General features: G+C 72.1%; 22 protein-coding genes. 2 read left to right on the plus strand and 20 right to left on the minus strand.

All coding sequences use genetic code 11. The features are described 5' to 3' along the window. Nucleotides 1–25: 25 nt before the first annotated feature. From AB4Y83_RS06940 to pyrR, 7 genes are read right to left on the minus strand one after another with little or no spacing between them, the layout of a single operon-like run. Nucleotides 26–976 (minus strand): dihydroorotate dehydrogenase, encoded by a 951-nt coding sequence (locus AB4Y83_RS06940; protein ID WP_056826934.1) that lies wholly within the window; start codon nucleotides 974–976, stop codon nucleotides 26–28. Next, complete coding sequence (locus tag AB4Y83_RS06945) at nucleotides 976–1,866, minus strand: dihydroorotate dehydrogenase electron transfer subunit (RefSeq protein WP_442296392.1); 891 nt, start codon at nucleotides 1,864–1,866, stop codon at nucleotides 976–978. Before AB4Y83_RS06945 ends, AB4Y83_RS06940 begins: the two co-directional genes overlap by 1 nt. After that, on the minus strand, nucleotides 1,863–5,231 hold the full coding sequence (carB, locus tag AB4Y83_RS06950; protein ID WP_442296393.1) for a carbamoyl-phosphate synthase large subunit: 3,369 nt from the start codon (nucleotides 5,229–5,231) through the stop codon (nucleotides 1,863–1,865). The genes AB4Y83_RS06945 and carB overlap by 4 nt, the downstream gene beginning before the upstream one ends. Then, nucleotides 5,231–6,442 carry a glutamine-hydrolyzing carbamoyl-phosphate synthase small subunit gene (carA, locus tag AB4Y83_RS06955; protein ID WP_442273683.1) on the minus strand — a complete coding sequence of 404 codons (1,212 nt, stop codon included), beginning with the start codon at nucleotides 6,440–6,442 and terminating at the stop codon, nucleotides 5,231–5,233. Before carA ends, carB begins: the two co-directional genes overlap by 1 nt. Continuing rightward, the gene (locus tag AB4Y83_RS06960; protein ID WP_442296394.1) at nucleotides 6,439–7,776 is read right to left on the minus strand and encodes a dihydroorotase; all 1,338 of its coding nucleotides are present in this window, start codon (nucleotides 7,774–7,776) and stop codon (nucleotides 6,439–6,441) included. Before AB4Y83_RS06960 ends, carA begins: the two co-directional genes overlap by 4 nt. After that, on the minus strand, nucleotides 7,773–8,771 hold the full coding sequence (locus AB4Y83_RS06965) for an aspartate carbamoyltransferase catalytic subunit (protein ID WP_056776472.1): 999 nt from the start codon (nucleotides 8,769–8,771) through the stop codon (nucleotides 7,773–7,775). The genes AB4Y83_RS06960 and AB4Y83_RS06965 overlap by 4 nt, the downstream gene beginning before the upstream one ends. Next, complete coding sequence (gene pyrR / locus AB4Y83_RS06970) at nucleotides 8,768–9,370, minus strand: bifunctional pyr operon transcriptional regulator/uracil phosphoribosyltransferase PyrR (RefSeq protein WP_056776468.1); 603 nt, start codon at nucleotides 9,368–9,370, stop codon at nucleotides 8,768–8,770. Before pyrR ends, AB4Y83_RS06965 begins: the two co-directional genes overlap by 4 nt. A gap of 187 nt (nucleotides 9,371–9,557) precedes the next feature. Between pyrR and AB4Y83_RS06975 the strand changes: the two genes are divergently transcribed. Next, the gene (locus tag AB4Y83_RS06975; protein WP_442296395.1) at nucleotides 9,558–10,661 is read left to right on the plus strand and encodes a DNA glycosylase AlkZ-like family protein; all 1,104 of its coding nucleotides are present in this window, start codon (nucleotides 9,558–9,560) and stop codon (nucleotides 10,659–10,661) included. A 99-nt stretch (nucleotides 10,662–10,760) separates the two neighbouring features. On the opposite strand, the gene nusB is transcribed toward AB4Y83_RS06975, so the two are convergent. Both nusB and efp read right to left on the minus strand, forming a co-directional pair. Beyond that, a complete protein-coding gene (gene nusB / locus AB4Y83_RS06980) occupies nucleotides 10,761–11,174 on the minus strand; it encodes a transcription antitermination factor NusB (protein WP_442296396.1) in 414 nt (137 codons plus the stop codon). Between the two features lie 16 nt (nucleotides 11,175–11,190). After that, on the minus strand, nucleotides 11,191–11,754 hold the full coding sequence (efp, locus tag AB4Y83_RS06985) for an elongation factor P (RefSeq protein ID WP_020143980.1): 564 nt from the start codon (nucleotides 11,752–11,754) through the stop codon (nucleotides 11,191–11,193). 274 nt (nucleotides 11,755–12,028) lie between these two features. Between efp and AB4Y83_RS06990 the strand changes: the two genes are divergently transcribed. Continuing rightward, nucleotides 12,029–14,065, plus strand: a complete 2,037-nt coding sequence (locus AB4Y83_RS06990) for a HelD family protein (protein ID WP_442296397.1) — start codon at nucleotides 12,029–12,031, stop codon at nucleotides 14,063–14,065. Between the two features lie 7 nt (nucleotides 14,066–14,072). Here AB4Y83_RS06990 and AB4Y83_RS06995 read toward each other — a convergent pair whose 3' ends face one another. The 11 genes from AB4Y83_RS06995 to ruvX all read right to left on the minus strand — a co-directional run bounded on the left by AB4Y83_RS06995 (nucleotide 14,073) and on the right by ruvX (nucleotide 22,788). Beyond that, nucleotides 14,073–14,366: a hypothetical protein gene (locus tag AB4Y83_RS06995; RefSeq protein WP_442273689.1), complete on the minus strand. Its 294-nt coding sequence runs from the start codon at nucleotides 14,364–14,366 to the stop codon at nucleotides 14,073–14,075. A 37-nt stretch (nucleotides 14,367–14,403) separates the two neighbouring features. After that, nucleotides 14,404–15,336 (minus strand): intradiol ring-cleavage dioxygenase, encoded by a 933-nt coding sequence (locus AB4Y83_RS07000; RefSeq protein ID WP_442296398.1) that lies wholly within the window; start codon nucleotides 15,334–15,336, stop codon nucleotides 14,404–14,406. A 137-nt stretch (nucleotides 15,337–15,473) separates the two neighbouring features. Continuing rightward, nucleotides 15,474–16,001, minus strand: coding sequence for a hypothetical protein (locus AB4Y83_RS07005; RefSeq protein WP_442296399.1), 528 nt, complete (start codon nucleotides 15,999–16,001; stop codon nucleotides 15,474–15,476). Between the two features lie 87 nt (nucleotides 16,002–16,088). Next, on the minus strand, nucleotides 16,089–16,526 hold the full coding sequence (gene aroQ / locus AB4Y83_RS07010; RefSeq protein WP_442273692.1) for a type II 3-dehydroquinate dehydratase: 438 nt from the start codon (nucleotides 16,524–16,526) through the stop codon (nucleotides 16,089–16,091). 10 nt (nucleotides 16,527–16,536) lie between these two features. Further along, a complete protein-coding gene (gene aroB / locus AB4Y83_RS07015; protein ID WP_442296400.1) occupies nucleotides 16,537–17,664 on the minus strand; it encodes a 3-dehydroquinate synthase in 1,128 nt (375 codons plus the stop codon). Beyond that, nucleotides 17,661–18,191 (minus strand): shikimate kinase, encoded by a 531-nt coding sequence (locus tag AB4Y83_RS07020; RefSeq protein WP_056826926.1) that lies wholly within the window; start codon nucleotides 18,189–18,191, stop codon nucleotides 17,661–17,663. The genes aroB and AB4Y83_RS07020 overlap by 4 nt, the downstream gene beginning before the upstream one ends. Continuing rightward, nucleotides 18,185–19,405, minus strand: a complete 1,221-nt coding sequence (gene aroC, locus AB4Y83_RS07025; RefSeq protein WP_056776446.1) for a chorismate synthase — start codon at nucleotides 19,403–19,405, stop codon at nucleotides 18,185–18,187. The genes AB4Y83_RS07020 and aroC overlap by 7 nt, the downstream gene beginning before the upstream one ends. Nucleotides 19,406–19,497: 92 nt before the next feature. Next, on the minus strand, nucleotides 19,498–20,199 hold the full coding sequence (locus AB4Y83_RS07030) for a prepilin peptidase (RefSeq protein ID WP_442296401.1): 702 nt from the start codon (nucleotides 20,197–20,199) through the stop codon (nucleotides 19,498–19,500). An 8-nt stretch (nucleotides 20,200–20,207) separates the two neighbouring features. Continuing rightward, nucleotides 20,208–21,068 carry a shikimate dehydrogenase gene (locus AB4Y83_RS07035; protein ID WP_442273697.1) on the minus strand — a complete coding sequence of 287 codons (861 nt, stop codon included), beginning with the start codon at nucleotides 21,066–21,068 and terminating at the stop codon, nucleotides 20,208–20,210. After that, nucleotides 21,062–22,285, minus strand: coding sequence for an endolytic transglycosylase MltG (mltG, locus tag AB4Y83_RS07040; RefSeq protein ID WP_442273698.1), 1,224 nt, complete (start codon nucleotides 22,283–22,285; stop codon nucleotides 21,062–21,064). The genes AB4Y83_RS07035 and mltG overlap by 7 nt, the downstream gene beginning before the upstream one ends. Beyond that, nucleotides 22,282–22,788, minus strand: coding sequence for a Holliday junction resolvase RuvX (ruvX, locus tag AB4Y83_RS07045; protein WP_442273699.1), 507 nt, complete (start codon nucleotides 22,786–22,788; stop codon nucleotides 22,282–22,284). The genes mltG and ruvX overlap by 4 nt, the downstream gene beginning before the upstream one ends.

Below are 22,788 nucleotides of genomic sequence, written 5' to 3' on the forward strand. Positions count from 1 at the left end.
GGTCTCCGTTCACGGGTCGGGTGGCTCAGCGGCCGTGGGCCACGGCGACGGCGTCGGTGAAGCGCTCGAAGCCCTTGGCGTCGAGCAGCTCGCAGAGCTCGCGCAGGACACGGACCGGCGCCGACGGATCGTTGAAGACCGCGGTGCCGACCTGGATTGCGCTCGCGCCGGCGGCGACGAGCTCGAGGGCGTCACGACCCGTGCGCACRCCCCCGACGCCGATGATCGGCACGGTGGGGATGCGGCCCTCGAACATCGCCTGACGCACCTGCCAGATGGCCCGCACCGCGACCGGTCGGATGCCGGGTCCCGACAGGCCGCCGGTGACCCCGCCGAGCTGCGGACGCATCCGGTCGGTGTCGATGACCATGCCGAGCAGGGTGTTGATCATCGTCAGGCCGTCGGCGCCGGCCTTGACGCAGGCGGCCGCGATGGCGGTGATGTCGGTGACGTCCGGGCTCAGCTTGGCGAACACCGGGATGTCGCGCGGGAGCTGCTCGCGCACGAGGGCGATGACCTTGGCCGACGCGAGCGGGTCGCAGGCGAAGACGAGGCCGCGGTTGGCGACGTTGGGACACGAGATGTTCACCTCGACGCCGATGACGGCGTCGAAGGCCCGGCTCGCGCGCAGCGTGGCTGCGACGTGGGCGTACTCGGTGCTCGAGCTGCCGGCGATCGAGGGCAGCACGCGCGCGCCGACGGACTGGAGCCACGGCAGGTCCTCGTCGACGAACGCCTCGATGCCCGGACCCTGCAGGCCGATCGAGTTGAGCATCCCCGATGGCGTCTCGGCCATGCGGGGGGTGCCGCGGCCGGACCGCGGGTCGGCCATGACGGACTTGGTGACGAACGCGCCGAGGTCGGCGACGTCGAAGAAGCGGTGCAGCTCCCTGCCGTTGGCCGCGCAGCCCGAGGCGGTCATGAGCGGGTTGGGCAGCCGGTGTCCGCCCCCGAGGTCGACGGAGAGGTCCACCATCAGTGACCACCCACCTTCGGGGCGCCGACGGCATCGTCGGGGACGCGGGCATGGCCTCCGTCGAAGGCGTCCCACCGGACGCGGTCGCCGCGGAAGACGGGCCCCTCGACGCACGAGCGCACCATCCGGGTGCGGCCGTCGGAGCCGACGACCGGCATGACGCACGTCATGCAGACGCCGACACCACAGGCCATGGACTCCTCGACGGCAACCTGTGCGACCGCGTCGTGCGCCTGGGCGACGCGGGTGATCGACTTGAGCATCCCCATCGGGCCGCAGCCGTAGACGACACCTGCCTTCGTGCGCTCGATGATCTCGGGCAGCGGGTCGCTGACCCAGCCCCGCTGACCGGCCGAACCGTCGTCGGTCGTCACCGTGACGCCGTCGCAGCTGCGGCGGGCCTCGACCACGCCGAAGAGACGGTCCTCGCTCGCAGCACCGAGCACCATCTCGACGTGGCAGCCGCGCTCGCGCAGCTCGGCCGCGAGCCAGAAGAGCGGCGCGCTGCCGTAGCCGCCGCCGACGAGGACGCAGGCCACGGGGTCGGTCGGCAGCGGGAACGCCTTGCCGAGCGGACCGACGACGTCGATCGTGTCGTGCGGCGCGCGGTCGACGATCCACCGGGTGCCGGTGCCGACGGCCGAGACGACGATCTCGACGGTGCCGCCGTAGGTGCCGCTCGGGCTGACCTTGTGGATCGAGAAGGACCGGCGCAACAGGGTGCCGGACGTCTCGCCCCCGACGGCGAGCGCGACGAACTGACCCGGGCGGGCCAGCTCGGCGACGCCGGGGGCGACGAGGGTGAGGTGCTGGTACGCGCCGACCCGCCGGGTCGCGATGACCTCCGCGACCTCCTGCGTCACCCGGGCGCGCAGCTGGCGCTCGCTCATGCGGTCGCTCCAGCCGTCGCCGTAGCCGTGGCCGTAGCCGTCGTGGTGGATGGCGCCGCTGCCGTGCCGCGACCGTAGAGGTCGAGGTCGCGCGCGTGGTCCTGCAGCGACTTGACGCGGATCTCCTCCGTGAGTCCCGCCTCGATGCCGAGCACGGCGGCGGCGAGCGTCGCGATCGTCGTGATGATCGGCTTGTCGGCGCTCGTCGTGGCCGCGCGGATCGCGTAGCCGTCGGCACGGGCGTCCTGGCCCGACGGCGTGTTGACGACCATCTGCACCGTGCCCTCGCGGATGAGGTCGACGATCGACTTCTCCCCCGGGGCGTCACCGTCGCGCTCGGTGATCTTGCGGACCAACGTCGCAGGGATGCCGTTGCGCTTGAGCACCGCGGCCGTGCCGCTCGTCGCGAGGATGGTGAAGCCGAGGTCGACGAGGCGCTTGACCGGGAAGAGCATGGCGCGCTTGTCCCGGTTGGCCACCGACACGAAGATCGCCCCGGAGCGTGGCAGCGCCGACCCACCGCCCTGCTGGGCCTTGGAGAAGGCCGAGCCGAAGTCGACGTCGATGCCCATGACCTCGCCCGTCGATCGCATCTCCGGGCCGAGCAGCGAGTCCACCGCGACGCCCTCCTTGGTGCGGAAGCGCTTGAAGGGCAGAACGGCCTCCTTGCACGAGACGGGAGCGTGGTCGGGCATCCGTCCGCCGTCGCCGGTCGGGGGCAGCATGCCCTCCTCGCGCAGCTCCTTGATCGTGGCGCCGAGCATGACCCGGGCCGCGGCGCTCGCGATGGGCACGCCCGTCGCCTTGGCGACGAACGGCACCGTGCGCGACGCTCGGGGGTTGGCCTCGATGACGTAGAGGATGTCCTGGGCCAGCGCGAACTGGACGTTCATGAGGCCGCGGACGCCGATGCCCTCGGCGAGCTTGCGCGTCGCGACGCGCACGCGCTCGAGCTCACCGTCGCCGAGCGTCGCGGGCGGCAGCGTGCACGAGCTGTCGCCCGAGTGGATCCCGGCCTCCTCGACGTGCTCCATGATCCCGCCGAGGTACATGTCCTCGCCGTCGAAGAGCGCGTCCACGTCGATCTCGATCGCGTCGTCGAGGAAGCGGTCGATGAGGATCGGGTGGTCGGGCGAGGCCTCGGTCGCCTTCTCGACGTAGGTCACGAGCGAGTCGTCGTCGTAGACGATGACCATGCCGCGACCGCCGAGCACGTAGGACGGGCGCACGAGCACCGGGTAGCCGATCTCGCGCGCGACGACGAGGGCCTCGTCCGAGCTGTAGGCCGTGCCGTGCTTCGGGGCGATGAGGCCCGCCCGGGCGAGCACCTGGCCGAAGGCACCACGGTCCTCGGCGAGGTGGATCGCGCTCGGCGACGTGCCGACGATGGGCACCCCCTCGTCCTCGAGCGCCTGCGCGAGACCGAGCGGCGTCTGACCGCCGAGCTGCACGATGACGCCGGCGATCGGGCCGGCCTGGCTCTCGGCGTGGATGACCTCGAGGACGTCCTCGAGCGTCAGCGGCTCGAAGTACAGGCGGCTGCTCGTGTCGTAGTCGGTCGAGACCGTCTCGGGGTTGCAGTTGACCATGACGGTGTCGAATCCCTTGTCGCGCAAGGAGAACGACGCATGCACGCAGGAGTAGTCGAACTCGACACCCTGCCCGATGCGGTTGGGTCCCGAGCCGAGGATGATGACGGCCGGACGCTCGCGCTGCGCGACTTCGGTCTCCTCGTCGTACGAGCTGTAGTGGTAGGGCGTCGTCGCGGCGAACTCGGCCGCGCACGTGTCGACGGTCTTGTAGACCGGGCGCACCCCGAGGGCGTGGCGCACGCCGCGGACCACGGCCTCCGGCATACGCCGGACCGAGGCCACCTGGGCGTCGCTGAAGCCGTGGCGCTTGACGAGGCGGAGCAGCTCCGGCGTCAGCTGGGGGGCGTCGGCGAGCATCGTCGCGACGTCGTTGACGAGCGCGATCTGGTCGAGGAACCACGGGTCGATGCCGGTGGCGTCGTGGACCTCCTCGACGGTGCACCCGCCGCGCAGCGCCTGCTGCACGAGCACGATGCGGCCGTCCGTCGGGATCCTGGCCTCCTCGAGCGCGCGCTCGGCGGCGGCCTTGGTGATCTCGCCGTCCCAGTGGAAGCTCGCGCCCTTCTTCTCGAGCGAGCGCAGGGCCTTCTGCAGCGCCTCGGTGAAGTTGCGCCCGATCGCCATGGCCTCGCCGACCGACTTCATCGTCGTCGTCAGCGTCGGGTCGGCCGCCGGGAACTTCTCGAAGGCGAAGCGCGGCACCTTGACGACGACGTAGTCGAGCGACGGCTCGAAGCTCGCCGGGGTCTCGCGGGTGATGTCGTTGGGCACCTCGTCGAGCGTGTAACCGATGGCCATCTTCGCCGCGATCTTGGCGATCGGGAACCCGGTCGCCTTGGAGGCCAGGGCGCTCGACCGCGAGACGCGCGGGTTCATCTCGATGACGATGATGCGTCCGTCGTCGGGGTTGACGGCGAACTGGATGTTGCAGCCGCCGGTGTCGACGCCGACCTCGCGGATGACGGCGATGCCGATGTCGCGCAGCCGCTGGTACTCGCGGTCGGTGAGCGTCAGCGCCGGCGCGACGGTGATCGAGTCGCCCGTGTGCACGCCCATCGGGTCGAGGTTCTCGATGGAGCAGACGACGACGACGTTGTCGGCGTGGTCGCGCATGACCTCGAGCTCGTACTCCTTCCAGCCGAGGATCGACTCCTCGAGCAGCACCTCGGTCGTGGGGCTGTACTGGAGCCCGGCACCGCCGAGGAGGCGCAGGTCGGCCTCGTCGTAGGCGAACCCTGACCCGAGGCCGCCCATCGTGAACGACGGGCGCACGACGACCGGGTAGCCGAGCTCGTCCGCGGCCGCGAGCAGCTCGTCCATCGAGTGGCAGATGAGGGACTTCGCCGACTCCGCACCACACCGCTCGACGACGCCCTTGAACTTCTCGCGGTCCTCGCCGAGCTGGATCGCCTCGACGTTGGCCCCGATGAGCGGGCAGCCGTACTTCTCGAGGACTCCGTTCTCGTGCAAGGAGATCGCGCAGTTGAGCGCCGTCTGCCCGCCGAGCGTGGCGAGGACGGCGTCGGGGCGCTCCTTGGCGATGATCGCCTCGACGACCTCGGGCGTGATCGGCTCGACGTAGGTGGCGTCGGCGAACTCGGGGTCGGTCATGATCGTCGCTGGGTTGCTGTTGACGAGGATGACGCGGATGCCCTCCTCGCGCAGCACGCGGCAGGCCTGGGTGCCGGAGTAGTCGAACTCGCAGGCCTGGCCGATGACGATCGGCCCCGACCCGATGACGAGCACGCTCTTGATGTCGTCGCGCTTGGGCATCAGGCGTTGACCTCCGTGGTCTGGTGGGCGGTCTGTCTGGTGGTCATGAGCTCCACGAAGCGGTCGAAGAGGTAGGCGGCGTCGTGCGGGCCGGCCGCGGCCTCGGGGTGGTACTGCACGGAGTACGCGGGACGGTCGAGGCACTCGAGCCCCTCGACGACGTCGTCGTTGAGGCACACGTGCGAGACACGGACGCGGCCGTATGCCGTGTCGCTGTCCTCGTCGAGGGGCGCGTCCACGGCGAAGCCGTGGTTGTGGGCCGTCACCTCGACCTTGCCGGTCGTGCGGTCCATGACCGGCTGGTTGATGCCGCGGTGGCCGTACTTCAGCTTGTACGTGCCGAAGCCGAGGGCGCGACCGAGCAGCTGGTTGCCGAAGCAGATGCCGAAGAACGGGATGCCGCGGTCGAGCACCTGACGCAGCAGCGCGACCTCGCGCTCGGCGGTGGCCGGGTCTCCGGGACCGTTGGAGAAGAAGACGCCGTCAGGGCCGGACTCCCCCACCGCCAGGACGTCGTCGATCGTCGCGGTGGCCGGCAGCACGTGCACCTCGATGCCGCGCTGGGCCATGAGCGCCGGGGTCATCGCCTTGATGCCGAGGTCGACGGCCGCGACGGTGAACCTCGTGTCGCCGAGGGCCGGGACGGCATACGGCTCGGAGGTGGTGACCTCGGCGGCGAGCGCGGCCCCGGCCATCTGCGGGCTCGTGCGAACCGCCTCGACCAGCTCGGCCTCGGGGCGCTCGGCGGCGTCACCGCTGAAGATGCCGACCCGCATCGCCCCGCGCTCGCGCAGGTGGCGGGTCAGGGCGCGCGTGTCGATGTCGCAGATGCCGACGACGCCCTGGTCGACGAGCTCGTCCTCGAGGTCGCGCGTGGCGCGCCAGTTCGACGCCCGGATGGCGGGGTCGCGCACGACGTAGCCGGCGACCCAGATGCGGCTGCTCTCGTCGTCCTCGGTGTTGACGCCCGTGTTGCCGACGTGCGGCGAGGTCATGACGATGACCTGCCGGTGGTAGCTCGGGTCGGTCAGCGTCTCCTGGTAGCCCGTCATGCCGGTGGAGAAGACGGCCTCGCCGACGGTCTGCCCCAGTGCACCGTAGGACGACCCGTGGAAGGTGCGGCCGTCCTCGAGCACGAGGGTCGCCGCCACGCGGGTGCGTGTGGGCCACCCGTCACGGGTGGGCACGGTCAGGGGGGTCTGGGTGGTCACAGGTCTGCTCCCGAGGTCGTCGCGTTCGTCAGTTCTCGTCGGGTGCCCGCGCCGTTGCGGACGTCGTGGGTGACGCGCCCCGCGTGAACCGTCGCGAGGACGGCTCCGTGCAGGGTGCGCCCGTGCCACGGGTTGTTGCGCGAGCGGCTGCGGCTCGCGGCGGCGTCGACCGTGACCTCGCGGTCGGGGTCGACGAGGGTGATGTGGGCGGGGCTGCCGACGGCGAGCTCCCTTCCCTGGTGGGCGAGCCCGCCGATCCGTGCCGGCGCGGTAGACATGACCCGTGCCACGTCGGCCCAGTCGAGCAGGCCGGTTCGCACCATGACGTCGCTGACGACCGAGAGGGCCGTCTCGAGGCCGAGCATCCCGAAGGCCGCGTCGACGAAGGCGTGCTCCTTGTCGTGGCGAGCGTGGGGGGCGTGGTCGGTGGCGACCGCGTCGATGGTGCCGTCGGCCAGGGCCGCGCGCAGGGCCTCGACGTCCTCGGTCGGGCGCAGCGGCGGATTGACCTTGTAGACGGGGTCGTAGCCGAGCAGGAGGTCGGTCGTCAGGACGAGGTGGTGGRGCGTGACCTCGGCCGTGACGTCGATGCCCTGCGCCTTCGCCCAGCGGATGACCTCGACGCTCCCGGCGGTCGAGACGTGCGCGACGTGGATGCGGGATCCGGTGTGTCGGGCCAGCATGACGTCACGCGCGACGATCGACTCCTCGGCGATGCCGGGCCAACCGGGCAGGCCGAGCCGACCGGAGACCTCGCCCTCGTGGCAGCAGGCCTCTCGGCCCGCGAGGCGCGGGTCCTGCGCGTGCTGGCTGACGACGCCGCCGAAGGGCTTGATGTACTCGAGTGCCCGGCGCATGATCCGCGCGTCGTGCACGCAGTGGCCGTCGTCGCTGAAGACACGCACCTTCGCCCGCGAGCGGGCCATGAGACCGAGCTCAGCGAGCTCGGCGCCCTCGAGGCCCTTGGTCACGGCGCCGACGGGGACCACCTCGGTGAGCCCGCACGCGCGCCCGAGGTCGAGCACGCGTTCGGCGGCCTCGGCGGTGTCGGTGACGGGGCTCGTGTTGGCCATGGCGAAGACGGCGGTGAAGCCGCCGGCGGCAGCGGCAGCCGAGCCGGTGGCGATCGTCTCGGCATCCTCGCGGCCCGGCTCGCGCAGGTGCACGTGCAGGTCGACGAGGCCGGGAAGTGCGACGAGGCCGTCGGCGTCGAGCACCTCGGCGTCCGAGGGCGCCGAGACCGAGCCGACTTCGGTGATGACGCCGTCCTCGACGAGCAGGTCGGCCGGGTCGGCACCGAGCAGCCGGGCGCCGCGAATCACGAGGCGGGTCATCGGACGGCTCCTTCGGTGGCACTGGCGGGCATCGGCGCGGGCGTGTCCTCGCCGGCGAGCAGGTGGTAGAGGACGGCCATCCGGACCGCCACGCCGGCCGAGACCTGGTCGAGCACGACCGACTGCGGGGAGTCGGCCGCCTCGGGTGCGATCTCGAGGCCGCGGTTCATCGGGCCGGGGTGGAGCACGAGGACGTCGTCGTTGCGGGCGACGAGCCGCTCGAGCCGGTCGCGCGTCAGGCCGTAGCCGACGGTGTACTCGCGCGCCGTCGGGAAGTAGCCGCCGCTCATCCGCTCGCGCTGGACGCGGAGCATCATGACGGCGTCGACGGGCCCGTGCTCACCCTCGCCGTCGAGGACGGGGTCGAGGTCCCAGCTCGTCGCGAAGCCGTCGGCCGCGCTCCACGCCCCGATGCCGCTCGGCATGAGCGTCGGCGGCGCGACGACCGTGACGCGGGCGCCGAGCGTCTTGAGCGTGATGACGTTGCTGCGGAAGACGCGGGAGTGGGTCAGGTCGCCGACGATGACGACGTGCTTGCCGTCGAGGTCACCGAGCCGGGTGCGCAGGGTGTACGCGTCGAGCAGGGCCTGCGTCGGGTGCTCGTGGGTGCCGTCGCCCGCGTTGATGACGCTGCAGCGCACCCACTGCGCGACCTGGTGGCAGGCACCGGACGCGTGGTGCCGGATGACGAGCGCGTCGACCGCCATGGCGTCGACGGTCATCGCCGTGTCCCGGAGGCTCTCGCCCTTGCTCGTCGAGGAGCCCTTGGCCGAGAGGTTGATGGTGTCGGCCGACATCCACTTGCCCGCGATCTCGAACGAGCTGCGGGTGCGGGTCGAGTCCTCGAAGAAGAAGTTGATGACCGTGCGCCCGCGCAGGGTCGGCACCTTCTTGACCTCGCGTCGCTGGAGGTCGTGCATCGAGGCCGCGGTCTCGAGGATGTCCTCGACCTCGGCACGGCTGAGGTCGGCGGAGGAGATGAGGTGCTTGGTCATCGCGCGTCACCGCCGCTGATCCGCACGATGTCGAGGCCGTCGACCTCGGCGACCCGGACGTGCACCCGCTCGGCGCTCGAGGTCGGCAGGTTCTTGCCGACGTGGTCGGCGCGGATCGGCAGCTCGCGGTGGCCCCGGTCCACGAGCACGGCGAGGCGCACGGCGCGGGGTCGGCCGAGCTCGGAGAGCGCGTCGAGGGCGGCGCGGATGGTGCGCCCGGAGTAGAGGACGTCGTCGACGAGGACGACGACCTGGTCGTCGATGCCTCCGGCCGGGATGCGCGAACGATGAGCCGTGCGCACCGGGTTGCGGCGCAGGTCGTCGCGGTGGAGCGTGATGTCGAGCTCGCCGACGGGGACCGCGGTCCCCTCGACCTCCTCGATGCAGGCCGCCAGGCGGCGGGCGAGCGGGACCCCGCGCGAGGGGATGCCGAGGAGGACGAGCCCCTCGCTGCCCTTGTTGCGCTCGAGGATCTCGTGACCGATGCGCCGAAGCGCCCGGGAGATGTCTCCCTCGCTCATGACGTCGCGAGCGTCCTCAGGGATGCTCGAGCGGTCCGTCGATGACTGGTCAGGTGCGCTCAGGTCAGGGCAGGGCATCGCCGCTGGACCTCCTTCCCCGCCTCACAGGACGGTGGTTAAAGGATGTCTACGGCGCCGAGTGTAACGTCCGGCTCACGACGCCCCGACACCGCGCCACACCGTGAGAACGTCCCGAGCGGTCGCAACGACGGGTCGGTCCGAGACCCGGACCCCGATCGTCCGCCACCGCGGCTAGCCTCCGAGGGTGTCGATCACCTGGGCCGGGGCCCTCTCCTGGCGGCTGCAGCAACAGCTCCTCGATCCCGTGGGTGGAGTGTCGGTCGCCGAGGTCGTGCGGCGGCTCGGGGCCGTCCCGGCCAAGGAGGAGCGTCTCGCCGAGCTCACCGTGCGCCTGAGGCGCGCTCAGTCACGCCCCGACGAGGTGGCCCGGGCGCTCGTCGACGGTCGTCTCGTCAAGGTGTACGCGTTCCGCGGGGGCACCCACTACCTCACCCCGGAGGACGGCGGCGCCTACCTCGCGCTGCGCGCGGCCGGCCGCCAGTGGGAGCGCAAGAGCTGGCAGGAGTACTACCGGCTCGGCCCGAAGGACTGGCCGGGGTTCCGCGCTGCCGTGCGCGAGGCCCTCGCCGACGGACCGCTCACCGTCGCCGAGCTCGGCGCGGTCGTGACGCGGGGCTCCGCCTACCGCCACCTACGCCCCGTCTTCGACGAGGGAGCCGTCACCCTCAGCAAGGCACTGACGTGGCAGGGCGACATGGGGTTCGGGCCGCCACGCGACGGACGTGCGACGTTCCAGCGGCTCGAGGCCAACCCCCGGTGGGCGGGCGTGTGGGACCTCGCTGAGGCGGGCCCGCACGCCGTCCGCGCCTACCTGCACGCGTACGGCCCTGCGACGCCCGAACACGTCCACTACTGGCTCGGCGACGGCCTCAGCGCCGGACGCCGGCGGATCGACGGCTGGCTGGCGGACCTGCGCGGGCACCTCGAGCCCGTCGAGATCGCGGGCGCGACAGCGTACGTGCTCGCGGAGGACGCCGACGGCCTGCGCGCGACCCAGCCGACGGACGCCGTGCGGCTGCTCCCCGGCCACGACCCGTGGGTCATGGGCGCGGGCACGAAGGACGCGCGTGTCGTGCCCCCGGCGTTGCGCACCGCGGTGACGCGGGGAGCCGATGTCGTCCTGCGCGGCGGGGTCGTGTGCGGCACGTGGTCGGTCGTCCGCGGAGAGCTCCGGGTCACGTGGGCCGCCGGTCACGGATCGCCCCCGAGGACCTCGCTCGACGAGGAGGCCGCGCGGTTGGGCGAGGTCCTCGGGCGCTCGCTCGAGCCGGTCGTGACGACCGCCTGACCGACCCTGACCGACCCTTACCGACGGAGCACCGACGGCGAAGGGCACCCACCGGCCGCGGTGGGTGCCCTTCGCTCGCAGGTGCGTGCGCCGTCTGCGTCAGACGATGGTGGCCTTGACCTCGGCGATGCGCGCGAGCAGTCCGTTGACGAAGGCCGGCGACTCGTCCGTCGAGAGGTCGGTGGCGAGCGCCACGGCCTCGGAGATCGCCACGCCGTCGGGGATCTCGTCGTTCCAGAGGACCTCCCACGCGCCGAGGCGMAGGATCGCGCGGTCGACGGCAGGCATCCGGTCGAGGGTCCAGCCCTGGCTGTAGTCGGTCAGCGCGGCGTTGATGTCGTTCCAGCGCCCGACGACGCCGCGCACGAGGTTCGCGGTGTACGGGTTGTTCGCCGCCCGCGACTCGCGGTCGCCGAGGCGCTCGTCGAGGAGCGTCTCGGCGTTGAGGCCGCGCTGGTCCGCCTCGAAGAGGATGTCGAGCGCCCGGGTACGGGCCTTGCTGCGTGCTGCCAAGGGAATTCGCGTCCGCTCAGTCGTTGACTCGGCCGAGGTACGAGCCGTCGCGGGTGTCGACCTTGACGCGGGTGCCGGACTCGAGGAAGAGCGGCACGTTGATCTGGGCGCCGGTCTCCAGGGTGGCCGGCTTGGTGCCGCCGGTCGAGCGGTCGCCCTGCAGGCCCGGCTCGGTGTGCGTGATCTCGAGGACGACCGACGCGGGCAGCTCGACGTAGAGCGGCAGGCCCTCGTTGGTGGCGACGAGCGCGTTCTGGTTCTCGAGGAGGTAGTTGGCGGCGTCGCCGACGACGGTCTCCGACACGTTGAGCTGGTCGTAGGTGTCGGTGTCCATGAAGACGAAGTCGGTGCCGTCCTTGTAGAGGTACTGCATCGTCCGCTTGTCGACGTTGCTCGTCTCGACCTTGGTACCGGCGTTGAACGTCTTGTCGACGACCTTGCCCGAGAGGACGGCCTTGAGCTTGGTGCGCACGAACGCAGGGCCCTTGCCGGGCTTCACGTGCTGGAACTCGACGACGGACCAGAGCTGTCCCTCGATGTTGAGCACCATGCCGTTCTTCAGGTCGTTGGTCGAAGCCATCGTCACAAACCACTTTCGTATGCCGGCCGGTCGGGGCGCGCGCCTCTGGGCACGCCGGATCGCCGGGCGTTCACTGTCTTGGGGAGTTGCCGCACGAGTCTAGCCGGGACGCCACCGGATCGCGGAATCGCGCACACCCGTCGCCGTCCTCGCCGGTGTACGCTGACCCGTTCCCCCGCCCGCAACGCACCGAGCAGGTCGCCAGCCACCGCCTCGAAGTTCGGGTGGGTCCGCACCTTCTCGGCGTGCTGCCCTGCACGGAAGGCTGCTGCGCGTGACCTCGCTCGACTCCGAACTCGCCCGGGAGCAGGCCTACCTCGACGACGCGCGGGAGCAGCTGGCCCGGATGCGCCGGCTCGCGGAGTCGCTCGACGCGTCGAAGGCGAGCGATGCGATCTCGGGCGAGGTCCTCGGCTGGGTGCTGGCCCGACGCATCGCGTCGCTGCAGGACGACCCGCGCACGACCCTCTTCTTCGGCCGGATCGACCTCGACCCCACCGACGGGCCGGCGGAGCAGTTCCACATCGGCCGACGGCACGTCTCCGACGAGGCGGGCGACCCCGTCGTCGTCGACTGGCGCGCCCCGATCTCGACCGCGTTCTACCGGGCGTCGCCGCTCGAGCCGATGGACGTCGTGCTGCGGCGTCGGTTCGGCGTCGACAGGGGTCGCCTCACCGCCCTCGAGGACGAGCACCTGCGCGAGCCCGAGCAGTCCGGCTCGCCGRCAGGCTCGCTCCTCGCGGCCGAGATCGAGCACCCCCGCACCGGTCCGATGCGCGACATCGTCTCGACGATCCAGCCGGAGCAGGACGAGATCGTCCGCAGCGACGTGGCCGTCAGCGTCTGCGTGCAGGGTGCGCCGGGCACGGGCAAGACGGCCGTCGGGCTGCACCGTGCTGCGTGGCTGCTCTACTCCTTCCGCGACCGCCTGGACCGCGCCGGTGTGCTCGTCGTCGGCCCCAACCGCGCCTTCCTCGACCACATCGGCGCCGTCCTGCCGTCGCTCGGCGAGGTGCGAGTCGGCCACGCGACGATCGAGAGCCTGCTCGACCACGGTCGGGTGCGCGCCGAGGAGCCGGCCGACGTCGCCGCCCTCAAGGGAGACCCCCGTCTGGCGTCGGTGCTGCGCCGGGCCGTCTGGTCGAGCATCCTGCGGCCGACGGAGGCCGTCGTCGTGCCGCGCGGTGTGCGCAAGTGGCGCGTGCCGGCCTACGAGGTGGCCGACATCCTCGACGAGCTGGCCGCCCGCGGCGTGCGCTACTCCGCCGCACGCGACCTCCTCCCCCAGCGGCTCGCCCACCACGTCCTGCTCGAGATGGAGCGTGCCGGCGAGGCGCCCGACGACCGGGTGCAGGACGCCGTGGCCCGGTCGGCCGCTGTCAAGACGTACGTCTCGTCGGTCTGGCCCGCGCTCGACCCGCAGGGGGTGCTGCACCGGTTGTGGTCCGACGCGGACGCGCTGCGGGCCGCTGCCGCCGACGACCTGACCGACGCGGAGCAGTCGATGCTGCTGTGGGACAAGCCGGCCCGCACCAAGGGCGCCGCCCGCTGGTCGCGGGCCGACATGGCGCTGCTCGACGAGCTCGCCGACCTGCTGCGTCGCGTGCCGAGCCTCGGCCACGTCGTGCTCGACGAGGCGCAGGACCTCTCCCCCATGCAGCTGCGCGCCGTCGGACGGCGGTGCTCGACCGGCTCGGTCACCGTCCTCGGCGACATCGCCCAGGGCACGACGCCGTGGGCGACCGCGTCCTGGGACGAGGCCATGCGTCACCTCGGCAAGGAGGACCACGACCTCGTCGTGCTCGACCGCGGCTTCCGGGTCCCGGCCGTCGTCATCGAGTATGCCGCGCGCTTGCTGCCCGTCATGGCGCCCGGCCTCGGCGCACCGGTGTCGGTGCGCGACAACCCCGGACGGCTCGAGATCCGACCCGCCGCGGCAGGCGAGCTCGACGTCGAGGTCGTGCGGGCGGTCGAACGCGCTGCGGGCGCGGCCGGCTCGGTCGGCGTCATCGCGCCGGACACCGACGTCGACCGGGTCTCGGCCGCCCTCGCGGCTGCCGGTGTCTCCCACGGCCGGCTCGACCGCGACCACGGCGACGACGAGGACCACCAGGTCGAGGTCGTGCCGGCCAGCGTCGCCAAGGGTCTGGAGTTCGACCGCACCGTCGTCGTCGAGCCGGCCGCGATCGCCGCGGCCGAGCCCGATGAGCGCACCGGACTGCGGCGCCTCTACGTCGTGCTGACCCGCGCGGTCTCGGAGCTGACGATCGTGCACGCCGAGCCGCTCCCCGAGGCGCTCGGCGCCGCCTGACGCCGGCTCAGCCGAGCCCCTGGTGGGCCGCCCACCTCTCAGCGGCCCGGTCCGCGGCGGCCGCGACGAGTGCAGCGAGCTCTGGGCGGTCCGGCACGGTGAACGACACGTAGGCCCCGCGCCCGCCCTCGAGGGGTCGGCCGTACGCCTTGGCCGCGAGGTGGCCGTCGGGGAGCATCCGGACGTTGAGGGTGTCCAGCCGGAACTCCTGACCCCGGCGGGAGTCGTTCCAGCGCAGCGGCTCCGGGATCGTCACGTTGACCGCCATCGCGCTGATGACGAGCTCCTCGTTGTCACTCATCGGATCAGGCTCCCACTCGTCCCGGGCTCATCGCGGCTCAGACGCCGATCGTCAGCGCCGCGGTGTAGCCGGACGACGCGCTGCCCGACATCGTCGCGAGCTGGTGGATGCCACCGTCGTCACCGAAGACGTTGTCGCGCTGGAGACTGACCTGGGAGAGGTTGCCGACGCTCTGCTCGTAGCCCGTCGTGGCATAGACCGCCTCGCAGGTGGCCTGGGGCAGGGCGATCTGTGAGGTCTTGACGATGGGGCCGCTCGACGTCGCGTCGCTCACCTTCGAGTAGACCTCGAAGTGGATGTGCGGCCAGCGACCCGGGTAGCAGGCCGGGAAGATCGACGTGAAGGTCGCCGTGCCCGACTCGTCGGTGGCCTGCACGCCGCGCAGGTAGTTCTCGTCGGCCGCGGGCCGGCTGTACAGCGAGTAGTTGCCGTCGCGGTCGCAGTGCCAGACGTAGACGGCGGCGCCGACGAGCGCCGAGCTCGTCGCGAGATCCTTCACCCTCAGCTTGACCGTGAGGGGCACTCCCTCGGCCGTCGTCGCCGACGAGCCGAAGCTGCTGCGGATGTCGCGGCGCACGATGCCCGAGTCGTCGAGGACGTTCTGGCCGTTGGAGCCGTCGCCCGGGTAGGGACCCGCCGTCTCGTCCGGCGCCTCGACGAGGTCGGCGTCGGCCGTGTCGCCGGAGGTGGCCGCGGACGTCCCGGCTGCGGCGCTCGTCGTGGACGCCGAGGACGTGCTCGCACTCGTCGAGCTGCTCGTCGCCGATCCGGTCGAGGCCGCGGACGGCGTCCCGGTGCTGCACGCCGCGAGCGCGCCGGCGACCCCGAGACCGCCCAAGAGGGTCAGGGCACGACGCCGGTCGACGAGCGTCTGGAGGTCGTAGACGAGACCCCGGTCGTGGTCCTCGATCTCGTTGCCGTGCTCGTCGAGCCACTCGTGCGGAGGAGCCGAGGGAGTACGCGGTGCCATGGGCCGACCCCTTCGTCGCGGGACCCGGCGGTCCCTCCTGAGAAGACTCTGGAAGCCGCCTCCGTGCTGAGCCGTTGCGCCGTCTGTGCGGCCGCTGTGAGAGCGGCTGTCATCGTGGGGCACACCGGTCCCGGGCATCACGAACGCGCGTCCTGCGTCCACCGGCCGGAGACGAGCGCACACTCCTTGACCCGCGAGGCGTCGGGCGTGTCGACCGTGGCGAGGTAGACGTACCACCTGCCGTCGTGCTGGGCGGCGAGGCGACAGGCCGCCGACCATCCCTTGAGCTCGAACACCGGTGACCGGGCCGGGATGAAGCCGGCCGAGTGCTCAGTGGCCTCCGGCAGCTCGGACTGGGTGAGCTCGTTGAGACTCGAGTAGGTGCATGAGACCCGGAACACCTCCGGTCCGAGCTGGGCGGGTGCGAGTGCCTGCGGCCGATCAGGGCGCGAGCTGTAGGTGACCCCGTCGTGCACGACGAAGTCGGTGAAGTCGATGAGTGCGCGCCGCACCGGCGTGACCACCACCGGCGGGCAGCCGGGCACCACCACGGTGGTCGCTGCCGGGGACGCTGCCGGATGCCGGACCGGCTGCACGCATCCCGACAGCGCAGCCGCGGCGACGAGCGCCGCGCCGCTGGCTGCACGCCGCCCTGCGTGGGTCACGACAGCAACGTACGACGTCCGGAGTCGAGCCGGACCGCCAGCGTCGGGCTCCGTCACCACATCGTGACGGGGCGTCCGTCCGTGGCGTCAGACGAGGGCGCGCAGCGCCAGCAGGTAGGACTGCAGGCCGAAGCCGGCGACGGTACCGGTCGCGACGCCTGCGACGACGGACGTGTGCCGGAACTCCTCGCGCGCAGCCGGGTTGCTCAGGTGCACCTCGACGAGGCTGCGACCGCTCGTCGTCACGACGGCACACGCGTCGCGGACGGCATACGAGTAGTGGGTGAAGGCGCCCGGGTTGAGCACGACGTCGGCGCCGACGTCGACGGCCTCGTGCAGCCAGTCGATGAGCTCGCCCTCGTGGTTGGTCTGACGGCAGTCGGCGACGAGCCCGAGCTCGCGCGCCTCGCGCTGCACCGCGGCGTGGACGTCGTCGAGCGTGTCGGAGCCGTAGACCTCCGGCTCGCGGCTGCCGAGACGGTTCAGGTTGGGGCCCGACAGGACGAAGACCGTGGGTGCCGTCATGGCCGTGAGTCTAGTGAGCCCTCGCGTCGGGGCGCCGCGACACGAGGCCGTAGGCCGCCTGGAGCAGCGCGTCGTCAGGCCCGGCCAGGCGGCTCGGCCGGCCCAACCCGTCGAGCACGACGAAACGCAGCGTCGAGCCGCGGGACTTCTTGTCGCGTCGCATCGCGGTGAGCAGCTCGTCCCAGCGACCCGCGGCATACGCCGTCGGGAGGCCGAGCGACTCGAGGACCGAGCGGTGTCGCGCGACGAGCGCGTCGCCCTCGGGACCGGTCAGGTGACCGGTGAGGCGGGCGAGCTCGGCGACGTAGACCATGCCGACCCCGACTGCCTCGCCGTGCCGCCACGAGTAGTGCTCCACCTGCTCGATGGCGTGGCCGAAGGTGTGGCCGTAGTTGAGGATCTCGCGCAGCGAGCTCTCGCGCAGGTCCGCGGCGACGACCTCGGCCTTGACCCGGACGGCGCGCTCGATGAGCTCACGCAGGTGCGGGTTGGCGGCGCTGCGCGCCTGCTCCGCGTCGTCGGCGACGGCCGCCTCCACGAGGTCGAGGATAACCGGATCGGCGATGAAGCCGCACTTGACGACCTCGGCCAGTCCCGCGACGAGGTCGGCCTCGGGCAGGGTCGAGAGGACGTCGACGTCGCAGAGCACCCCGGCCGGGGGGTGGAAGGCACCGACGAGGTTCTTGCCCTCGGCGGTGTTGATGCCGGTCTTGCCGCCCACGGCCGCGTCGACCATGCCGAGGAGGGTCGTCGGCACCTGGACGACGCGCACGCCGCGCAGCCAGGACGCCGCGACGAAGCCGGCGAGGTCGGTCACCGTGCCGCCTCCCACTCCCACGACGGCGTCGGTGCGGGTGAAGCCCGCCCGGCCCAGCTGGGCCCAGAGGGCTGCCGCGACCTCGGCCGTCTTGGCAGCCTCGGCGTCGGGCACCTCGGCGACGTGGACGGCATACCCCTGGCTCTCGAGGGTCGCGGTGAGACACGAGGTCAGCTCTAGCAGCGTCGGGGGGTGGACGACGAGGACGCGCTCGACGTCGTCGCCGAGCAGGTCGCCGACCCGGTCGAGGACGCCGGACCCGATGACGACGTCGTAGTCGTCGCCGACGGGGATCGTCGTCGGCTCGGCCGCACCGCTCACGCGCGGGCCGCCTCGAGCTCGGCGACGACGACGTCGACGACCTCCTCGGGCGTGCGTCCCGCGGTGTCGACGCGCACGGTCGCGACGCGCTCGTAGGTGGGGCGACGGTCGTTCATCATCCGCACCCACGACGCGCGGGGGTTGACCGACAGCAGCGGGCGCGAGCGGTCGAAGCCGATCCGCTTGCTCGCGTCGGCGATGGCGACGTCGAGGAAGACGACGGCGTGGCCGGCGAGGGCCACCTCGGTGAGCGGGTCCATGACGGCTCCGCCACCGAGCGAGAGGACGCCCGGCTCCTCCGCGAGGGCACGCGCCACCTCGGCGCGCTCGAGGTCGCGGAAGACCGACTCGCCGTCGTCGACGAAGATGTCGGAGATCGAGCGTCCCTGCGCGGCCTCGATGGCCGCGTCGACGTCGTGGAACGGCACGCCGAGCCGTGCCGCGAGGGCCTGGCCGACCGTGGTCTTGCCGGCGCCGGGCGGCCCGACGACGACGGCGACCGGTCGGGTCACGTGGTCGTTCACCATGTGCGCAGCCCCTCCCGGATGCCGTCGAGGTATGCCGTGTGGTTGCGTGACGTCTCGGCCACCGAGTCGCCCCCGAACTTCTCCAGGCAGGACTGCGCGAGCACGAGCGCGACCATCGCCTCGGCGACGACGCCCGCTGCGGGCACGGCGCACACGTCGGAACGCTGGTGGATGGCGGTGGCGGCCTCGCCCGTCGCGACGTCGACCGTCGACAGGGCGCGGGGCACCGTGCTGATCGGCTTCATCGCGGCGCGGACGCGGAGCACCTGACCGGTCGACATGCCACCCTCGGTGCCACCGGCGCGACCGGTGCGACGGGTGATGACGCCGTCGACCATCTCCATCTCGTCGTGCGCCTCGGAGCCACGACGGCGGGCCGTCTCGAAGCCGTCGCCGACCTCGACGCCCTTGATCGCCTGGATGCTCATGAGGGCCTGGGCGAGCTGCCCGTCGAGCTTTCGGTCCCAGTGGACGTGCGAGCCGAGGCCCGGCGGCACGCCGTAGGCGAGCACCTCGACGACGCCGCCGAGGGTGTCACCGTCCTTCCTCGCCGCGTCGACCTCCGCGACCATGGCCGCGGACCCCGACGGGTCGAAGGCGCGCACCGGGTCGGCGTCGAGACGCTCGACGTCGTCGGGCGTCGGCAGGGCCGCGCCTGCGGGCACACCCGCCGTCCCGATCGAGACGGTGTGCGAGACGAGGCGGATGCCGTAGGACTGCTCGAGGAACCGGGCGGCGATCTCTCCGAGGGCGACCCGCGCCGCCGTCTCACGGGCCGACGCGCGCTCGAGCACGGGGCGGGCGTCTTCGTGGCCGTACTTCTGCATGCCGACGAGATCGGCATGACCCGGCCGCGGGCGGGTCAGCGGCTTGTTGCGCGCGACCTCCTTCTCGGCATTGACGTCGTCGGAGGCGGCGAACGCCTCGTCGCTGACGGCCTCGGGGCTCATCACGGTCGTCCACTTGGGCCACTCGCTGTTGCCGATGCGCACCGCGATCGGCGAACCGAGCGTCAGGCCGTGGCGCAGCCCGCCGAGGAACTCGACCTCGTCCTGCTCGAACTTCATCCGCGCGCCGCGGCCGTAGCCGAGTCGGCGGCGGGACAGGGCGTCCTGCAGGTCCTTCGCGCCGACCTCGACGCCGGCGGGGAGCCCCTCGATCATGGCGACGAGTGCGGGACCGTGCGACTCACCGGCCGTCAACCAACGCAACATGACCCGATCCTCCCACGGGGTCCGTCGTCGCCCCCGACGCGCCCGCTCCGCGGGACCGCGGGCCGGGGCCGGCTCCCTCGGGTTCGGGTCGGTCAGACGAGCGGGCGCATCTGGACGAAGAGCGAGATGAGCAGGCCGAGCAGCATCCACGGGCCGAAGGCGATGTCGTCCTTGCGGGTGCCGCGCCGGAGGACGAGCCGCACGAGCCCGTAGACCCCCGCGAGGATGAACGCGGCGTACGACGCGACCAGCGACGTCGACACGCTCACGTAACCCGTCGCGAGACCGACGAGTCCGGCGAGCGTCACGTCGCCATAGCCGAAGCCGCTGCCGAGCAGCGCGGCCACGAGGGCGAGGACGAAGTAGATCGTCCAGAGGACGGCGCCGGCGATCGCCGCCCGCCGCAGCGCCTCCCAGTCTCCCGAGGCGAGGGACGCCAGCGCGAGCTGGGCGACGAGCAGGGGGTATGCCGGCCGCGTCAGTCCGCGCGGGAGGCGGTGCACGTCGGCGTCGATCCAGGCGAGGGCGACCGCGACGAAGGCGAACGCGAGGTAGGCCGGCGTCAGCGCCCAGTCCGACAGCGGACCGAAACGCCAGCCGAGCAGCCCCCAGAGCAGGGCGAGCGCGACGGGGACGGCCACCGAGGGCACCCGCGGCAGCGGCCCCGTCTCGTCGTCGAGCCGGTAGCCACCCGTCGCGACGCGGCGTCGGAGCACCTCTCCGACGAATGCACCGGCGACGGCGAGCGCCAGGACGAACCACCACGGCGCACCGGGGGCCTCGGCCCACGTCATCGGCGGGATCACGGCTCGTCACGCCGATCGCGCAGCGCCACCCGGAGGGCGTCCGACATGGCGCCGAGCGGTGCGTCGTGACCCGTCATGAGGCGTACCTGCTCGGTGGCCTGGTGCAGGAGCATGTCGGTGCCCTCGGCGACGCTCCAGCCACGCTCACGGGCTGTGCGCTGGAGGCGCGTCTCGCCCGAGCCGTAGACGACGTCGAGGACGACGGGGCGGTGGTATCGGTGGGTCGCGACGGGGAAGCCGTCGAGGTCGGGCACCGACGCCGGTGGGACGGTGCTGACGACGGCGTCGACCTCGGCCCCTGCGGCCCACTCCCCCAGTCCGACGGTCTCGACGGTCAGTCCGGCGGCCTCGGCCTGTGCCAGCGTCTCGGGGCGGACCCGGTCGCGGACCATGAGGACGACGCGCCCGCCAAGTGCCAGCGTCGCGATCGCCGAGCGGGCGGTGGCGCCCGAACCGACGATGAGCAGGCTCGTGGGGTCGGTGCACCCGGCGAGGCGCAGCGCCGTCGTGAGGCCGTGGACGTCGGTGTTGTGGGCCGTCCAACCGGACGTGTCGTCGGCGTCGCGCACGAGGGTGTTGGCGGCCCCCGTCGCCGCCGCGACCGGCGTCACCGTGGTCGCAGCGCGCAGCGCGACCTCCTTGAGCGGCATCGTCAGCGACAGGCCGACCCAGGTCTCGTCGAGCCCTGCGAAGGCGTCGGCGAACCCGGCCTCGTCGACCTCGCGCCGCTCGTAGGACCAGTCGTGCAGGGCCAGGGCCGCATACGCCGCCCGGTGCAGCACGGGCGAGAGCGAGTGCCCGATCGGGCTGCCCCACACCGCACAGTGTCGGGCGACGCCGCGCCCCTCGCTCAGCACTTGCCCTTGTTGTCGGTGCACCACTTCTGGAACTGCGCCACGTTGCGCTGGTGCTCCTGGTACGTCGCGGCGAACTTCGTCTCGCCGGTGTCGAGGTTGACCGTCACGAAGTACAGCCACGGTCCGGCCACCGGGCTGGCTGCTGCCTCGAGGGCGCTCTCGCCGGGGTTGGAGATCGGGCCGGGAGGCAGGCCGGTGAACCGGCGCGTGTTGTAGGGGTTGTTGCTGTCGAGCATCTCCTGGGTCGGCACGCCGCGCTTCTTGAAGATGTAGTTGACCGTCGAGTCGAAACCGAGCGACATCTTGGCCGCGAGACGGTTCTCGACGACTCGGGCGACCTTGGGGCGGTCGGAGTCGAGCTGGGCCTCACCCTCGACGAGGCTCGCGACCGTGACGACACGCTCCATCCGGTCGGGTGTGATGCCGAGTGCGTCCAGACGCTTCGTCGACTCGGCGACCATCTGCTTGAGCTGGTCGAGCGCCGTGGCCGTCGGGCCGAACTCGTAGCTCGCCGGGAAGAGGTAACCCTCGAGGTTGCCCTTGGCCGACGGCGGCAGGCCGAGCTCGTCGACCTTCTTGGCCGCGGCGGTGTACTGCGCCACCGGGATGCCCGACGACGTGGAGAGCTTGGTGTAGATCTCGGTTGCCCAGAGCCCCTCGGGGATGGTGACGCGGGTGACGAGGCGGTTCTTCGGGTCGACGAGGATCGAGAGGGCGTCGGACGCCTTCATCTGCTTCTTCATCTCGTAGACGCCCGGCTGGATGCCCGCGCTCTTCGGGTCGTTGTTGGCGGCCTCGATGAAGGCCTTGCTCGACTTGACGACGTCCTGCTCGGCGAGGGTCTTGGCGATCGCGCTGCCGCCCGCACCCTGGTCGACGGTCACGCGGATCTCGCCCGTGCCCGGTCCCGGGTAGTCGTTGGACTCGAGGAAGCCCTCGACGACGGGCTTGAGCGCCTTGTAGGCGACGGCCACGCCGCCACCGATGACGGCGAGGGCGAGCACGATGACGACGAGCCGCCGGAAGACGGACGGCCTTCCCTTCGGCGCACCGGAGGAGCCGCCCTTGCCGCCGCGACGGCTGCTGCGCTTGCGAGCGGCGAGCTCCTGATCGCGCATCTCGCGTCGGCTCATCGGGGGCGCGGCGTGCGTCTCCTCGACGTGCTCGACGGTCTCCTCGTGGTCGCCGAAGATCGATGCCTCGAGATGGTCCTTCATCGGCGACGTTCCTTCTTCCGTTTGCCCCCCGGCGTGACGGTCTCTCCGGGCGGCCTGCCCGACAACGCTTCGGTGTCGAGGGCCGACTGCAGGATGAGCACCGCAGCGGCCTGGTCGACGACGGCCCGTTGCCCCCGACCCGGGACGCCGCTGTCGCGTAGTCTGCGGTGTGCGTCCACGGTGGTCAAGCGTTCATCGACCATCCGCACCCCCACCGTACCCAGACGGGCCGCGAGCCGACCGGCGTAGTCGCGCGCGATGCGGGCGGCCTCGCCCTCGTCGCCCGACAGCAGCCGCGGCAGGCCGACGACGACCTCGATCGCCTCCAGCTCCAGCGTCAGGGCGACGATGGCCTCGACGTCGCTGTCGGAGGCGACGTCGCGGGGCAGGGTGCGCACCGGGTGGGCGAGCACTCCCGAGGCGTCCGACGCCGCGACGCCGACGCGGGCACTGCCCACGTCGACGCCGACGCGTGCACCGGGACGGGTGCGGAGGTCGGTCAA

This window comes from Terrabacter sp. RAF57, from assembly GCF_052113925.1.
GTDB lineage: Bacteria > Actinomycetota > Actinomycetes > Actinomycetales > Dermatophilaceae > Terrabacter.

Coding starts and splice junctions, on each gene's coding strand:
- pyrR (WP_056776468.1), bottom strand. CDS start 9,370: ATGCCCTGCCCTGACCTGAGCGCACCTGACCAGTCATCGACGGACCGC.
- AB4Y83_RS06945 (WP_442296392.1), bottom strand. CDS start 1,866: ATGAGCGAGCGCCAGCTGCGCGCCCGGGTGACGCAGGAGGTCGCGGAG.
- AB4Y83_RS07020 (WP_056826926.1), bottom strand. CDS start 18,191: ATGGTGAACGACCACGTGACCCGACCGGTCGCCGTCGTCGTCGGGCCG.
- AB4Y83_RS07000 (WP_442296398.1), bottom strand. CDS start 15,336: ATGGCACCGCGTACTCCCTCGGCTCCTCCGCACGAGTGGCTCGACGAG.
- AB4Y83_RS06995 (WP_442273689.1), bottom strand. CDS start 14,366: ATGAGTGACAACGAGGAGCTCGTCATCAGCGCGATGGCGGTCAACGTG.
- carB (WP_442296393.1), bottom strand. CDS start 5,231: ATGCCCAAGCGCGACGACATCAAGAGCGTGCTCGTCATCGGGTCGGGG.
- AB4Y83_RS07030 (WP_442296401.1), bottom strand. CDS start 20,199: ATGACGTGGGCCGAGGCCCCCGGTGCGCCGTGGTGGTTCGTCCTGGCG.
- AB4Y83_RS06965 (WP_056776472.1), bottom strand. CDS start 8,771: ATGACCAAGCACCTCATCTCCTCCGCCGACCTCAGCCGTGCCGAGGTC.
- mltG (WP_442273698.1), bottom strand. CDS start 22,285: ATGAAGGACCATCTCGAGGCATCGATCTTCGGCGACCACGAGGAGACC.
- efp (WP_020143980.1), bottom strand. CDS start 11,754: ATGGCTTCGACCAACGACCTGAAGAACGGCATGGTGCTCAACATCGAG.
- aroQ (WP_442273692.1), bottom strand. CDS start 16,526: ATGACGGCACCCACGGTCTTCGTCCTGTCGGGCCCCAACCTGAACCGT.
- aroC (WP_056776446.1), bottom strand. CDS start 19,405: ATGTTGCGTTGGTTGACGGCCGGTGAGTCGCACGGTCCCGCACTCGTC.